The 15232-nt window shown below is 65.8% G+C and carries 15 protein-coding genes; all 15 read left to right on the forward strand.

Going from position 1 to position 15232, the window contains the following annotated elements; all coding sequences use genetic code 11:
* Positions 1-2: 2 nt before the first annotated feature.
* The 15 genes from LI953_RS02355 to LI953_RS02425 are packed head-to-tail and all read left to right on the forward strand — an operon-like array spanning position 3 to position 15178.
* The gene (locus LI953_RS02355; protein WP_227074553.1) at positions 3-560 is read left to right on the forward strand and encodes an NADH-quinone oxidoreductase subunit B family protein; all 558 of its coding nucleotides are present in this window, start codon (positions 3-5) and stop codon (positions 558-560) included.
* Positions 553-1158, forward strand: coding sequence for an NADH-quinone oxidoreductase subunit C (locus LI953_RS02360; protein ID WP_227074396.1), 606 nt, complete (start codon positions 553-555; stop codon positions 1156-1158). Before LI953_RS02355 ends, LI953_RS02360 begins: the two co-directional genes overlap by 8 nt.
* Positions 1155-2357: an NADH-quinone oxidoreductase subunit D gene (locus LI953_RS02365; RefSeq protein ID WP_227074397.1), complete on the forward strand. Its 1203-nt coding sequence runs from the start codon at positions 1155-1157 to the stop codon at positions 2355-2357. The genes LI953_RS02360 and LI953_RS02365 overlap by 4 nt, the downstream gene beginning before the upstream one ends.
* The gene (locus LI953_RS02370; RefSeq protein WP_227074399.1) at positions 2354-2977 is read left to right on the forward strand and encodes an NAD(P)H-dependent oxidoreductase subunit E; all 624 of its coding nucleotides are present in this window, start codon (positions 2354-2356) and stop codon (positions 2975-2977) included. The genes LI953_RS02365 and LI953_RS02370 overlap by 4 nt, the downstream gene beginning before the upstream one ends.
* Positions 2978-2979: 2 nt before the next feature.
* Positions 2980-4275, forward strand: a complete 1296-nt coding sequence (gene nuoF, locus LI953_RS02375) for an NADH-quinone oxidoreductase subunit NuoF (protein ID WP_227074400.1) — start codon at positions 2980-2982, stop codon at positions 4273-4275.
* A 3-nt stretch (positions 4276-4278) separates the two neighbouring features.
* The gene (gene nuoG / locus LI953_RS02380; protein ID WP_227074401.1) at positions 4279-6333 is read left to right on the forward strand and encodes an NADH-quinone oxidoreductase subunit NuoG; all 2055 of its coding nucleotides are present in this window, start codon (positions 4279-4281) and stop codon (positions 6331-6333) included.
* Positions 6330-7343: an NADH-quinone oxidoreductase subunit NuoH gene (gene nuoH / locus LI953_RS02385; RefSeq protein ID WP_227074403.1), complete on the forward strand. Its 1014-nt coding sequence runs from the start codon at positions 6330-6332 to the stop codon at positions 7341-7343. The genes nuoG and nuoH overlap by 4 nt, the downstream gene beginning before the upstream one ends.
* A gap of 9 nt (positions 7344-7352) precedes the next feature.
* On the forward strand, positions 7353-7841 hold the full coding sequence (gene nuoI, locus LI953_RS02390) for an NADH-quinone oxidoreductase subunit NuoI (protein WP_227074404.1): 489 nt from the start codon (positions 7353-7355) through the stop codon (positions 7839-7841).
* Between the two features lie 8 nt (positions 7842-7849).
* Complete coding sequence (locus LI953_RS02395) at positions 7850-8485, forward strand: NADH-quinone oxidoreductase subunit J (RefSeq protein ID WP_227074405.1); 636 nt, start codon at positions 7850-7852, stop codon at positions 8483-8485.
* Between the two features lies 1 nt (position 8486).
* Positions 8487-8795: an NADH-quinone oxidoreductase subunit NuoK gene (gene nuoK, locus LI953_RS02400; RefSeq protein WP_227074407.1), complete on the forward strand. Its 309-nt coding sequence runs from the start codon at positions 8487-8489 to the stop codon at positions 8793-8795.
* A gap of 1 nt (position 8796) precedes the next feature.
* Positions 8797-10707, forward strand: coding sequence for an NADH-quinone oxidoreductase subunit L (gene nuoL / locus LI953_RS02405; RefSeq protein ID WP_227074408.1), 1911 nt, complete (start codon positions 8797-8799; stop codon positions 10705-10707).
* 3 nt (positions 10708-10710) lie between these two features.
* Positions 10711-12231 carry an NADH-quinone oxidoreductase subunit M gene (locus LI953_RS02410; RefSeq protein WP_227074409.1) on the forward strand — a complete coding sequence of 507 codons (1521 nt, stop codon included), beginning with the start codon at positions 10711-10713 and terminating at the stop codon, positions 12229-12231.
* The gene (nuoN, locus tag LI953_RS02415) at positions 12228-13646 is read left to right on the forward strand and encodes an NADH-quinone oxidoreductase subunit NuoN (protein ID WP_227074411.1); all 1419 of its coding nucleotides are present in this window, start codon (positions 12228-12230) and stop codon (positions 13644-13646) included. Before LI953_RS02410 ends, nuoN begins: the two co-directional genes overlap by 4 nt.
* Positions 13643-14356, forward strand: coding sequence for a biotin--[acetyl-CoA-carboxylase] ligase (locus tag LI953_RS02420; RefSeq protein WP_227074412.1), 714 nt, complete (start codon positions 13643-13645; stop codon positions 14354-14356). The genes nuoN and LI953_RS02420 overlap by 4 nt, the downstream gene beginning before the upstream one ends.
* A gap of 12 nt (positions 14357-14368) precedes the next feature.
* On the forward strand, positions 14369-15178 hold the full coding sequence (locus LI953_RS02425; protein ID WP_227074413.1) for a type III pantothenate kinase: 810 nt from the start codon (positions 14369-14371) through the stop codon (positions 15176-15178).
* Positions 15179-15232 lie beyond the last annotated feature (54 nt).

The following is a 15232-nucleotide window of genomic DNA, read 5'->3' on the forward strand; positions in this document are numbered from 1 at the left end:
GCATGGTGAAGGACGCCACGCAGATTGCCTGGAACCGTGAGCAACTGCCCCCTGGCGCCGACCAGGACGCGGTGATCCGGGGCATCACCGGGGAGATCGCGGGCAAGGGGTTCATCGTCGCCAATCTGGACAAGGTGGTGAACTGGGCGCGGACAGGCAGTTTGTGGCCGATGACCTTCGGTCTGGCCTGCTGCGCGGTGGAGATGATCCACGCTTATATGCCGCGCTATGATCTCGACCGCTTCGGCATCATCCCGCGCGCCTCGCCCCGGCAGAGCGACGTGATGATCGTCGCCGGCACGCTGACCAACAAGATGGCCCCGGCCCTGCGTAAGGTCTACGACCAGATGCCCGAGCCGCGCTGGGTGATCTCCATGGGCAGCTGCGCCAATGGCGGCGGCTATTACCATTATTCCTATTCGGTGGTGCGCGGGTGCGACCGCGTGGTGCCGGTTGATGTCTATGTGCCGGGCTGCCCGCCCACCGCCGAGGCGCTGGTGTATGGGATCATGCAGCTCCAGAAAAAAATCCGCCGGACAGGGACGATTCTACGTGGCTGACGAAACAACCCCGGCCGACGCCGAGCTTGAGCTCGTCGCGGCGCTGCCCGGTGTGCTGAGCGCGCGCCGGGATTGTGGTGAGCTGGTGGCCGTGGCGGCGCGCGACTCGGCGCTGGCGTTGTTCACCGTCCTGCGTGACGCGCATGGCTTCGCCCAGGTCATGGATATTTGCGGCGTTGACTACCCCGAGCGGGCGGCGCGCTTCGATGTTGTCTATAACCTGCTCTCGGTGACCCGGAACGCCCGGCTGCGCGTGATCGTGCAGACCGACGAGGCGACTGCGGTCGACTCCGTTTCCGGCCTGTGGCCCAGCGCCGGCTGGTGGGAGCGCGAGGTGTGGGATCTGTTCGGCGTGCGCTTCAACGGCCTTGCCGATCACCGCCGCATCCTCACCGATTACGGCTTCGAGGGGCACCCGCTGCGCAAGGATTTCCCGCTCACCGGCTATGTCGAGGTGCATTACGACACCGAGCGCAAGGCGGTGGTGTATGACAAGGTTCAGCTGACCCAGGAATTCCGCAATTTCGATTTCCTGTCCCCGTGGGAGGGCATGACGACCCTGCCCGGCGATGAAAAGGCGCGAGGAGATCGCCGATGAGCGACGCCGCCCCCCCGGCGACCAAGACGGTCGAGTTCGACAGCCACACCATCAATTTCGGCCCGCAGCACCCGTCCGCGCACGGCGTGCTGCGTCTGATCCTGGAGATGGATGGCGAGGTGATCGAGCGCGCTGATCCGCATATCGGGCTGCTGCACCGCGGCACCGAGAAGCTGATCGAATATAAGAGCTATCTGCAGGCGCTGCCCTATTTCGATCGGCTGGATTACGTCTCGCCGATGGGCTGCGAGCACGCCTTCGCCCTGGCGACCGAGAAGCTGCTCGGCATCGAGGCGCCGGAACGCGCGCAATGGATCCGCGTGATGTTCGCCGAGCTCACGCGCGTGCTGAACCATTTGCTCGCTGTCGCGCATTTCGCGCTCGATTGCGGCGCCATCACTCCCGGCTTGTGGGGCTATGAGGAGCGCGAGGAGCTGCTGAGCTTCTACGAAGCCGCCTCCGGCGCGCGCTTCCACGCCAATTATTTCCGCCCCGGCGGCGTCGCCAAGGATCTGCCGGACGGGCTGACCGACCAGATCGCCGCCTGGGCCGAGCGGTTTCCGAAATTCATCGATGATCTCGAAGAGCTGCTGAACGGCAACCGCATCTGGAAGCAGCGCGTCGTCGATATTGGCGTGATCTCGGCCGAGGACGCGCTGGCCTGGGGCTTCTCCGGTCCGTCGCTGCGCGGGTCCGGGGTGGCGTGGGATCTGCGCCGCGCGCAGCCCTACGACAAATATGCCGAGGTCGAGTTCGATGTCGCTGTCGGCCAGCATGGCGATTGCTATGACCGCTACCTCGTGCGCATGGCCGAGATGCGCGAGAGCGTGAAGATCGTGAAGCAGTGCTTGGCGAAGATGCCGGCCGGCCCGATCAAGGTGCAGGACAACAAGATCACCCCGCCCAAGCGCGCCGAGATGAAGCGCTCGATGGAGGCGCTGATCCATCACTTCAAGCTCTATACCGAGGGCTATCACGTGCCAGCGGGCAGCACCTATACCGCCGTGGAGGCTCCCAAGGGTGAGTTCGGCGTGTATCTGGTGGCCGATGGCAGCAACCGCCCCTATCGCTGCAAGATCCGCCCGACCGGGTTTGCGCATCTACAGGCGGCGGAAAAGCTGACAAAGGGCCACATGTTGGCCGACATGGTGGCGATCCTCGGGTCGCTGGATATTGTGTTTGGTGAGATCGACCGGTGAATACGCAGCCAGAGCCTCAGAGTTTCGCGTTTGACGAGATCGCCGAGCCGCTGGTGGCCGCGGCGATCGGCAAATATCCCGCGGGCAAGCAGATGAGCGCGGTGAAGACGCTGCTCGACATCGCGCAGCGCCAGATGGGGCGCACCACCGGCTCCGCCTGGCTGCCCCGAGCGGCGATGGACAGCGTGGCCAAGCGCCTCGGCGTGCCGCCGATCCGCGTTTACGAAATCGCGACCTTCTACACGATGTTCAACACCAAGCCGGTGGGCAAATACCACCTGCAGGTATGCACCACCACGCCGTGCTGGCTGCGTGGCTCCGATGACATCGTCGCCGCCTGCAAGCACGCGACGGGCATCGAGCATTTCGGCGCCAGCAGCGCGGATGGGGTGTTCACCCTGACCGAGGTGGAATGCCTTGGCGCCTGCGTGAACGCGCCGATTTTGCAGGTGAATGACGATTATTACGAGGATCTCGACGCGGCGCGCACCGAGGCGCTGCTGCAAGATCTCAAGGCTGGCAAGCCGCAGCCGCCGGCCGGGTCGCTGGGCGGGCGCGCTTCCTCGGCTCCCGCCTCCGGCCAGACCACGCTGCTGCCCGCCTCTGGTTCCGCGGAGTAACCATGCTCAAAGATTCCGACCGCATTTATCAAAACCTCTATGGCCAGCAGGATTGGCGCCTGCCGGCGGCGCGCGTGCGCGGCGACTGGGATGGCACCGCCGCGATCATTGCGCGCGGGCGCGACGCGCTGGTCGAGGAAATGAAGGCCTCCGGCATGCGCGGGCGCGGGGGCGCGGGCTTCCCCACCGGCATGAAATGGTCGTTCATGCCCAAGCAGTCCGACGGGCGGCCGAGCTATCTCGTCATCAATGCCGACGAGTCCGAGCCCGGCACCTGCAAGGACCGCGACATCATGCGCAATGAGCCGCACAAGCTCATCGAAGGCGCGTTGATCGCTGGTGCCGCCATGGGCGCCAACACCGCGTTCATCTACATCCGCGGCGAGTATTACAACGAGGCGCAGCGCCTGCAGGCGGCCATCGATGAAGCCTATGAAGCAGGGCTTCTGGGCAAGAATGCGGCGAATTCCGGGTGGGATTTTGATTTGATCCTGCATCGCGGCGCCGGGGCTTATATCTGCGGCGAGGAATCGGCGCTGCTGGAGAGCCTGGAAGGCAAGAAGGGCATGCCGCGCATGAAGCCGCCCTTCCCCGCAGCGATGGGCCTGTATGGCTGCCCGACCACGGTGAACAATGTGGAGACGATCGCCGGCGTGCCGACGATCATGCGCCGCGGCGCCGCCTGGTTCGCCGGGCTTGGCCGCCCGAAGAACGCGGGTACCAAAATCTTCTGCATCTCCGGCCATGTGAATAATCCGTGTAATGTCGAGGAAGAGCTCGGCATCCCGCTGAAGGATCTGATCGAGAAGCATGCCGGCGGCGTGCGCGGCGGCTGGGATAATCTGCAGGCGATCATTCCGGGCGGCGCGTCGATGCCGATCCTGAACAAGGAAATGGCCGACGTGCAGCTGATGGATTTCGACAGCTTGGCGGCGGTCAAATCCGGCATGGGCTCGGGCGCCATCATCGTCATGGATAAATCCGTGGACGTGGTGAAGGCGATCTGGCGGCTGTCCAAATTCTTCAAGCATGAGAGCTGCGGCCAATGCACGCCCTGCCGCGAGGGCACGGGTTGGATGATGCGGCAAATGGACCGCATCGTGCAGAACAAGGCGACGCTGGCGGACATCGCGCTGCTGGAGCAGGTGACGACCCAGGTGGCCGGGCACACGATCTGCGCGTTTGGCGAGGCGTCGTCCTGGCCGATCCAGGGTCTGATGCGTGCCTTCCGCCCCACGGTGGAGGCGCGGGCAACCGATTATCAGCCGCCGCAAAACGTGGCGCAGGCGGCGGAGTAAGCCATGGCAAAACTCACCATTGACGGTATCGAGGTCGAGGTTCCGAACGGCTCCTCGGTGATCCAGGCGGCCGAGGCCGCGGGGATCGAGATTCCGCGCTTCTGCTACCATGAGCGTCTCTCCGTGGCCGGCAATTGCCGCATGTGCCTGGTCGAGATCGAGAAGATGCCGCCGAAGCCGGTCGCCTCCTGCGGCATGCCGGTGGCCGATGGCATGGTTGTGCATACCGATACCGAGATGGTCCGCAAAGGCCGCCGCGGTGTGATGGAGTTCCTGCTCATCAACCACCCGCTCGATTGCCCGATCTGCGACCAGGGCGGCGAGTGCGACCTGCAGGACGAGGCGGTGAGCTACGGGCGCGATGCTTCGCGCTACGCCGAACAGAAGCGCGCCGTGTCGCAGCCCGATTGGGGCCCGCTGGTGAAGACCACGATGACCCGCTGCATCCATTGCACACGCTGCGTGCGCTTCACCACCGAGGTGGCGGGCGTGGCCGAAATTGGCGGCACGTATCGTGGCGAGAACACGCAGATCAGCACTTATGTCGAGAAGGCGCTGAGCTCCGAATTATCAGGCAATATCATCGATCTCTGCCCGGTCGGCGCGCTCACCTCCAAGCCCTATGCGTTCACCGCGCGCCCCTGGGAGCTGCGCAAGACCGACAGCGTGGACGTGCTGGACGCGCTGGGCACGAATATCCGCGTCGATGCGCGCGGGGCCGAGGTGCTGCGCATCCTGCCGCGTCTCAATGACGAGGTGAACGAGGAGTGGCTGGGCGACAAGTCCCGCTTCGCGGTGGACGGGCTGAAGCGCCGCCGCCTGGACCGCCCCTGGCTGCGCGAGAACGGCAAGCTGCGCGCCGCGAGCTGGGAGGAGGCGTTCGCCGCCATCGCCAGCCGCATCAAGGCCGCCGCGCCGGAGAAGATCGGCGCCATCGCGGGTGATCTGTGCGACGCCGAGAGCATGCTGGCGCTCAAGGAGTGCCTCACCGCGCTCGGCTCCGCCAATCTGGACTGCCGCCAGGATGGCGCCGTGTTCGACGCCTCCCGCCGGGCGTTCTATTTGTTCAACACCACCATCGCCGGGATCGAGGAAGCCGATGCGCTGCTGATCATCGGCGGCAATCCGCGCCATGAGGCGCCGGTGCTCAACGCGCGCATCCGCAAGCGCTGGCTGGCGGGCGGGTTCGCCGCCGGGCTGGTGGGCGAGGCGGGCGAGCTGACTTATCCGGTGGAGCGCCTCGGTGCCGGGCCGGAGGCGCTGCGAGCGCTGGCCGATGGCACGCATCCCTTCGCCGAGGTGCTGAAGGCGGCGCAGCGGCCGATGATCATTCTCGGCGCGGCGGCGCTGGCCCGGCCGGATGGCGCGGCGCTGCACGCCGCCGCCTGGAAGCTGGCCGCGCAATACAACGCGCTACGGGCTGATTGGCACGGATTCAACGTGCTGCACCACGCCGCGGCGCGGGTCGGCGGGCTCGATCTCGGCTTCCTGCCGGGGGCGGGCGGCAAATCCACCACGGCCATGCTGAATGGCGGCGTGGACGTGCTTTGGCTGCTCGGCGCGGATGAGCTGGACATCAAGGCCATCGGCGCGAACACCTTCGTCATCTATCAGGGCCATCACGGCGATGCCGGGGCGGCGCGGGCGGATGTGATCCTGCCCGGCGCGGCCTACACCGAGAAGCACGGCACTTATGTGAACACCGAGGGCCGCGTGCAGCAGGGCTTCGCCGCCGTGCTGCCGCCCGGCGACGCGCGCGAGGATTGGACCATCATCCGCGCGCTCAGCGCTTATCTCGGCCATGCGCTGCCCTATGACACGCTGGAGCAGCTGCGCACGCATCTGGCGGCCAGCTATCCGGTGTTCGGCCAGCCCTTTGCGCGCCTCGCCGGCAACGACGCCACCGCCCCCGCGGGCGATGGCGCCGCGCTCGCCGCCGCGCCGCTCAAGCCGGTCTACGCCAATTACTACCAGACCGACGTTATCAGCCGCGCCAGCCCGACCATGGCGGCTTGCGTGGCGGCTCACTCCCCCGCCCAAGCGGAGGCCGCGGAATGATCGCGACATTGCAAGCCTTTTTCCAGACCGATCTGGGGATCGTGGTGCTGACGCTGCTCGAGGCGCTGGCACTGCTGGTGCCGCTGCTGATCGGCGTGGCCTATCTCACTTGGTTCGAGCGCAAGGTGATGGGTGCGATCCAGCTCCGCAAGGGGCCGAACGTGGTCGGGCCGTTCGGCTTGGCGCAGCCTTTCGCCGACGCGATCAAGATGCTGTTCAAGGAGACGATCACCCCCACCGGCGCCGACCGCGTGCTGTTCACGCTGGCGCCGATGCTCACCTTCGGCCTCGCCATCGTCGCCTGGGCGGTGATCCCGGTGAATAATCATTGGGGCATCGCCAACATCAATGTCGGCATCCTGTATCTGTTCGCGGTGTCCTCGCTCGGCGTGTATGGCATCATCATCGCGGGCTGGGCCTCCAACTCCAAATACGCCTTCCTCGGCGCGCTGCGCTCGGCGGCGCAGATGGTCTCCTACGAAGTCTCGATGGGCTTTGTCATCGTCACCGTGCTGGTTTGCGTGGGCAGCCTGAACCTCAACGACATCGTGCTCGCGCAGCGCCATATCTGGTTCGCCATCCCGCTCTTCCCGCTGTTCGTCATCTTCTTCATCTCCGGCCTCGCCGAGACCAACCGCGCGCCGTTCGACCTCGCGGAGGGCGAGTCGGAGATCGTCGCCGGGTTCTTCGTGGAATACAGCGCCATGTCCTTCGCGCTGTTCTTCCTGGGTGAATACGCCAACATGATCCTGATCAGCGCCATGACCACGGTGCTGTTCCTGGGCGGCTGGCTGTCGCCCGTGCCGTTCCTGCCGGGCGGCGTGCTGTGGTTCCTGCTCAAGGTGCTGCTCTGCCTGTTCGTGTTCGTGTGGGTGCGCGCCACGCTGCCGCGCCTGCGCTACGACCAACTCATGGCCCTGGGCTGGAAAGTGTTTCTGCCGATCACGCTGGTCTACCTCGTCGCGGTGGCCGGGGTGCTGGAATATCTCGGATGGTTGCCCAATGCTTGAGGTTGTGAAATGAACCGTCTCGGCCGGATGGCATGGAGCCTGGTGCTGTGGGAGATCCTCGATGGGCTCGCCCTCACGCTGCGGCATTTTTTCAAACCCAAGGCGACGCTGAACTACCCGTTCGAGAAGAACCGGATCAGCCCGCGCTTTAAGGGTGAGCACGCACTGCGCCGCTACCCGAATGGCGAGGAGCGCTGCATCGCCTGCAAGCTGTGCGAGGCGGTGTGCCCCGCCCAGGCGATCACGATCGAGGCCGAGCCGCGCGAGGATGGCTCGCGCCGCACCACGCGCTACGACATCGACATGACGAAGTGCATCTATTGCGGGTTGTGCGAGGAAGCCTGCCCGGTGGATGCCATCGTCGAAGGCCCGAATTTCGAGTTCGCCACCGAGACGCGCGAGGAGCTGCTCTACAACAAGGCGAAGCTGCTGGATAATGGCGACCGCTGGGAAGCCGAGATCGCCAAGCGGCTCGAACTCGACGCCCCTTACCGGTGAGCCCCGCCATGATCGTAAATCTCGCCTTTTACTTCTTCTCCTTCATCCTGCTGGCCTCGGCGGTGATGGTGGTGACGAGCCGCAACCCCGTGCACGCGGTGCTGTTCCTGATCCTGGCCTTCGTCAACGCCGCGGTGCTGTTCCTGCTGGCGGGGGCGGAGTTCCTCGCCTTCATCCTGGCCATTGTCTATGTCGGCGCCGTCGCGGTGCTGTTCCTGTTCGTGGTGATGATGCTAGATGTGGATTTCGCCGCGCTCAAGGAGGGCTTCCAGCGCTACGCGCCGGTGGGCGCGCTGGTGGCGCTGGTGCTGTTTGGCGAGCTATTCCTGGTCGTCTCCGGCTGGAGCACGCTGGCCGGGGCGCCGGCGGCGCGGCTCTACCCGACGCCGGATAACCTCACCAACACCGCCGCGCTCGGCAATCTGATTTACACCAGCTACCTGCCGTTGTTTCAGCTTTCCGGCATGGTGCTGCTGGTGGCGATGATCGGCGCCATCGTGCTCACCCATCGCGACCGCAAGCGCTCGCTGCACCAGAAGCTCAGCGCGCAGCACGCCCGCACGCCGGAGCAGACGCTGCGCCTGGTGCGCCCCGAGCTTGGAGCCGGGGTGAGCGTGCCCGCGTCAGAGAAGGAGGCCACCTGAGATGCCCGTATCCTTGTCGCATTTTCTCGTGGTGGCCGGGCTGCTGCTGGTCATCGGCGTGTTCGGTATCTTCATGAACCGCAAGAACATCATCGTCATCATGATGTCGATCGAGCTGGTTCTGCTCGCCGCCAATCTCAATTTCGTGGCGTTCTCGGGCGCGCTGCACGACATGGTGGGGCAGGTCTTCACCATGTTCGTGCTCACCGTCGCCGCGGCGGAATCCGCCATCGGCCTCGCCATTCTCGTCATCTACTTCCGTAATCGCGGCTCGATCGAGGTCGAGGACGTGACCATGATGAGGGGTTGATATGTACACGCTGATCGCCGTTCTCGCGCCGCTCGTCGGCTCGCTCATCGCGGGTGTCGCGCGCCCCGTCATCGGCCGCCATGCCGCCATCGCCGGTAGCATCGTCTTCATGCTCGTCAGCGCCGGGGCGGGCATTCTCGCCCAGCTCGGCGGGGTGCAGGCGCCGCTGCATATCGCCAGCTGGATCTCGGTCGGCAGCTTCACGCCGGACTGGACGTTGCGCCAGGACGAGCTGAGCCTCGCCATGGTGGCGATGGTCAGCCTCGTCTCCATGCTGATCCATGTCTACAGCATCGGCTACATGGCGCATGACAAAACCGCGCCGCGCTTCTTCGCCTATATGTCGCTGTTCACCTTCGCCATGCTGGCGCTGGTCACCGCCAACAACCTGTTGCAGCTTTTCTTCGGCTGGGAGGGCGTGGGCCTCGTCTCCTACCTGCTGATCAATTACTGGTATGAGCGCCCGGCCGCCAACGCCGCCGCGATCAAGGCGTTCATCGTCAACCGTGTGGGCGATCTCGCCTTCGCCGTCGGCATAGCGCTCACCTATTTCGTGTTCGGCAGCATCTCGTTCGACCAGATCTTCGCCAATGTCGCGGCGCAGGCGGCGAATGGCTACACGCTGTTCGGCACCCAGTTCCCGGTGCTCGAGGTCATCGCCATCCTGCTGTTCATCGGCGCGATGGGTAAGTCGGCGCAGCTCTTCCTGCACACCTGGCTGCCGGACGCGATGGAAGGCCCGACGCCGATCTCCGCGTTGATCCATGCCGCCACCATGGTCGCGGCGGGCGTGTTCATGGTCGTGCGCATGTCGCCGGTGATCAACGCCGCCCCGGTGGCGATGGAGGTGATCACCGTGATCGGCGGCACCACCGCGTTCTTCGCGGGCACGGTCGGCTGCGTGCAGAACGATATCAAGCGCATCATCGCCTATTCCACCTGCTCGCAGCTCGGCTACATGTTCCTGGCCGCGGGCGTGGGCGCTTATCCGGTGGCGATGTTCCATCTCATCAACCACGCCTTCTTCAAGGCGCTGCTGTTCCTGGCGGCGGGCTCGGTGATCCACGCGATGTCGGACGAGCAGGATATCCGCCTGATGGGCGGGCTGGCGCGCAAGCTGCCGGTCACCTGGCTGATGATGCTGTTTGGCTCGCTGGCCCTGGCTGGCATCCCACCCTTCTCCGGGTATTACTCCAAGGACGCGATCCTGGGCGCGGCGTTTTTGGCGCATACCCCGGTGGCGCTGTATGGCTGGGGGCTGGGCGTGTTCACCGCGCTGCTCACCGCGTTTTACACCGCGCGCGTATTCCTGCTCACCTTCCACGGCCAGTGCCGCGCGCCCAAGCATGTGCAGGAGCATGTGCATGAGAGCCCGCTGGTGATGCTGGTGCCGCTGCTGGTGCTGGGGGCGGGTGCGCTGGGCAGCGGCTATCTGCTGCGCGACAATTTCATTGGCGCGAATTTTGCCCAGTTCTGGGGCCCGAGCATCAACGTCGCCGCGAATTCGCCGATGGGCGCGCTGGACGCAGTTCCTTCCTGGGTCGCCATGGCGCCGCTCGCCGCGGGCATTATCGGCATCGCCATCGCCATCACCTTCTATGTGCTGGCCCCGGCGCTGCCGGCGGCGCTGTCGCAGCAATTCGGCGGCCTGTACCGCTTTCTGCTGAACAAATGGTATTTCGATGAGCTGTATGACTGGCTGCTGGTCCGCCCGGCGCTGCGCTTGGCCAAATTCGCCTGGCGCTTTGGCGACGAGCAGGTGATCGACGGCGTGCCCAACGGCCTCGCCACCCTCACCACCGATGCCTCGACGCAGACGGTCAAGCTGCAAACCGGCTCGATCGCGCTGTACGCCTTCATCATGCTGATCGGCCTGCTCGGCTTCCTCAGCCTCTTTCTCTGGGTCCGGTAAACCATGAACCAGGCAGGTTTTCCCATCCTCTCGCTCCTCACCTATCTGCCGCTGCTCGGCGTGGCCTATATCGCCACGCTGCGCGGCGCCGAGGAGGCGGTGGCCCGCCAGGCCCGTCAGGGCGCGCTCGCCATCTCGCTGCTGACCCTGGCGCTGGGCGTGTATCTGTGGACGCAATTCGACCCCGGCCAGGCCGGTTACCAGTTCGTTGAGAGCGCGGCCTGGTTCCCAGGGCTCGACATCCAGTACCGCATGGGTGTGGACGGCATCAGCCTGTTCCTCATCCTGCTGACCCTGGTGCTTACCCCCATCGCTATCCTGTCCAGCGCCAGCATCACCAGGCGCGGGCGCTCCTTCTTCGCGGCGCTGCTGCTGCTGGAGACGATGACCACCGGCATGTTCGCCGCGGCTGATTTCCTGCTGTTCTACGTGTTCTTCGAGGCCGTGCTGCTGCCGATGTATCTCATCATCGGTGTCTGGGGCGGGGAGAAGCGCATCTACGCGGCGGTGAAGTTCTTCATCTTCACCCTGGCCGGCTCGCTGTTCATGCTGCTGGCGCTGATCTGGCTGTGGCACCATGCCGGCACCACCGATATCGTCACCCTGCTGCACACGCCCATCCCGGCCGCCGCGCAGCTTTGGCTGTTTGCCGCCTTTCTCGCTTCCTTTGGCGTGAAGGCCGCGGTGTGGCCCCTGCATACCTGGCTGCCGGACGCTTATGGCGAGGCGCCTGTGCCGGGCACGATCATGCTCGCCGCCGTGCTTTCCAAGATGGGCGCTTACGGCTTCCTGCGCTTCGCCGTGCCGATGCTGCCCCAGGCCAGCGCCGCCGCCGAGCCGCTGATGTTCACCCTCGGCGTGGTCGCGGTCATCTACATCTCCTTCGTCGCCCTGGCGCAGACCGACATGAAGCGCCTGATCGCCTATTCCTCGGTGGCGCATATGGGCGTCATCATCATCGGCATCTTCACCTTCACGGTGGAGGGCGTCGAGGGCGCGCTGTTCCAGATGCTCTCCCATGGCGTGGTCATCGCTGGGCTGTTCGTCTGCACCGGGGTGCTGCTGGCGCGCGGCGAGGGGCTGGCGCTGTCGCGTCTTGGCGGCTTGGCCGTGGGCATGCCCGCTTATGCGGCGCTGCTGATGCTGTTCTCGCTGGCCAATATGGGCCTGCCCGGCACTTCCGGCTTCATCGGTGAAATCCTGGTCATCGTCGGCGCGCTGAAGGTGAATTTCTGGGTGTCGCTGCTCGGCGGCGCCGGCATGATCCTGGGCGCGGCGTATATGCTGGTGCTGGTCCGCGCCGTGCTGTTCGACAAATTCACCCGCCCCGAGCTGGCGCAGGTGAGCGACCTGAACGCGCGCGAATACGCCATGCTGCTGCCGCTGGCGGCGCTGGTGCTGTGGCTGGGCATCTACCCCAGCAGCTTCACGCATATGTTCGACGCCTCGGTTGCCTCGCTGGTGCAGGCGCATACCGCGGCGCTTTCCTCCCACACGGCCCTGGCCATGGTGACGCAGAAATGACCTCCTTGCTCCCCATCCTCCCCGCCCTGCTGCTCGGCCTTGGCGCCATGGCGCTGCTGATCGTCGGCGTGCTCGCTAAGCCCGAGCCCGCCGGATTCACCACCTGGGGGGCGATCGTGCTGCTGGTCGCGGCGGCGCTGGTCTCCTGTGCCGCGCCGGATACGCTGCTGTTCCACGGCTTGCTGAAGACCAGCCTGTTCACCCGCTTCGCCGACGCGCTCGTCTACACGGCGGCGGTGGCGGCGCTGTTGCTGGCGCTCGATTATAACCGCAAGGAGGGCATCGCCCGGTTCGAATATCCGATCCTGGTGCTGCTCGGCGTGCTCGGCATGGTGGTGATGATCTCCGCCGCCGATCTGATGACGCTCTATATCGGGTTCGAGCTGCAATCCCTGGCGCTGTACATCGCCGCCGCCCTGGCGCGTGACTCGGTGCGCTCGACCGAGGCCGGACTGAAATATTTCGTGCTCGGCGCGCTCGCCTCCGGCCTGCTGGTTTACGGCATCTCGCTGGTTTACGGCTTCACCGGCACAACCAGCTTCGCCGCGCTCGCCGGCCTGCTGGGCGCCAATATCGGCTATGGCGCCGTCATCGGGCTGGTGTTCGTGATCGTCGGCCTGGCCTTCAAGATTTCCGCCGCGCCGTTCCATATGTGGACGCCGGATGTCTATGAGGGCGCGCCCACCTCCGTCACCGCGCTGTTCGGCACCGCGCCCAAGGCCGCGGCGATGGCGCTGTTCCTCTCGGTGATGACCGGGCCGTTCGGGCATTTGCTGGCGCAGTGGCAGATGATCATCGAGATCCTCGCCATCATCTCCATGGCGCTCGGCGCGCTGGCCGCCATCGGGCAGACTAACATCAAGCGCCTGATGGCCTATTCCTCGATCGGCCATATGGGTTACGCGCTGATGGGCCTCGCCGCGGGCACCGAGGCGGGCATTCAGGCCACGCTGATCTATGTCGCCATCTATGTGGTGATGTCCTTCGGCGCCTTCGCCTGCATCATCGCCATGCGCCGCCGGGGCCAGGCCGTGGAGAAAATCTCCGATCTCGCCGGGCTGGCCGCGCAGCGCCCGGGCTTCGCCTTCGCCATGGCGCTGTTCATGTGGGCGATGGCGGGCATCCCGCCGCTCTCGGGCTTCTTCGGCAAGCTGTATGTGTTCTCCGCGGCGCTCAATGCGGGTCTCGTTACGCTCGTCATCATCGGCATCATCACCAGCGTGATCAGCGCCTTCTACTATCTGCGTGTGATTAAGGTGATGTATTTCGACGCCGGCGCGCCCGATTTCGACGCCGTCCCCGCCAGCGTGAATTTTGTGATGGCGGTCGGCGCGGCGGTTACGGCGCTGTTCATCCTGCTGCCCGCGCCGCTGATCACGGCGGCCAGCGCGGCGGCCAAGGCCCTGATGGGTTGACCGCCTGGCGGCTTGAGGTTTTCGACGAGCTCGGCTCCACCTCCGATCTCTGCGCCGAGCGCGCGAGGGCGGGGGCGGCAGCCGGGCTCGCCGTTTTGGCCCTGCGGCAGACCGCCGGGCGCGGCTCGCGCGGGCGCGTTTGGCAGGCGCCGGCGGGTAATCTCAACTTATCCGTTCTGCTCCGCCCGGCGCGGCCCTTGGCCGAGGCCGGGATGTTCTCGCTGCTCACCGGCCTTGCCGTGGCCGAGGCGCTGGAGCGTTTCTTCGCTCCTCCCGCCACGCTGAAATGGCCCAATGACGTGCTGATCGGCGGTGCCAAGCTGGCCGGGGTGCTGATCGACGCCGCGCCGCTGGCCGGGCGGCTGGACTGGCTGGTCATCGGCATCGGCATGAATCTGCGCGCCGCGCCCGAAATCGCCGGGCGGCGCACCACCTCGCTCGCCGCGCATGGGGTGGATGTCGCCCCGCAACCCATGGCCGAGGCGGTGCTGGACCGCCTCGCCGCTTGGCAGGAGGCGCCATCAGCCGCCATCATCGCCGCATGGCTGGAACGCGGCCACCCCCCCGGCACCGCGCTGCGCATCCAGACGGGCGGGCAGGTGCTGGAAGGCGCCTTCGCCGGCCTCTCCCCACGCGGCGAATTGCTGTTGCGCAGCAAAGATCGTATCGACACCATCAACACCGGCGAAGTCTTGCTCGGGCAGGCATAAGGGGACAGTGGGATGCTTCTGGTGATCGATGCCGGTAACACGAATATCGTGTTCGCGGTGCATGACGGCACGGAATGGCGTGGCACTTGGCGGCTGGCGACCTCGGCGCAGCGCACCTCGGATGAATACGGCGTCTGGCTGCAAGCGCTGCTCACGCGCATCGGCGTGGAAATCGACCAGATCGACCGTGCCGTGATCGGCACCGTGGTCCCTGCCGCGCTCTACCATCTGCGCCGGCTATGCCGCGAATGGTTTTCCGTGGAGCCACTGGTGGCGCGTGCGCCGCTGGATTGGGGGTTTGAGATCCGCACCGACAACCCCGAGGCCGTGGGCGCCGACCGCCTGCTCAACGCCCTCGCTGCGCATCATTACTATCGCGGCCCGCTGGTGGTGGTTGATTTCGGCACCGCCACCACCTTCGACGTGGTGGACCGCGACGGCGCCTATCTTGGCGGCGCGATCTCGCCGGGCATCAACCTCTCCATCGAGGCGCTGCACCAGGCGGCGGCGCGGCTGCCGCGCATCGGCATTGGCCGCCCGCATGTGGTGATCGGGCGCGACACCGTGCCCGCCATGCAATCGGGCATTTATTGGGGCTATATCGGACTCATTGAGGGGCTGCTGGCGCGCATCGAGGTGGAATATGGCGAGAAGCTGAAGGCGATCGCCACCGGCGGCCTGGCGCCGCTCTTCGCCGAGGGCACCACTAAATTCAGGGCCATCGCGCCCGACCTCACGCTCGACGGGCTGCGCCTGCTGAGCGAGCGCAACAAGGCACCGCCTTTGCCGCGCGACCGCGCGCGGTTTATGGACAGCGACTAACAAGACGAATTCAGGAGCAGAGGATGGCAAAGGCCGCCGGCAAACCCCAGGCGC

This window comes from Acidocella sp. KAb 2-4 (assembly GCF_020567705.1).
Taxonomy (GTDB): domain Bacteria; phylum Pseudomonadota; class Alphaproteobacteria; order Acetobacterales; family Acetobacteraceae; genus Acidocella.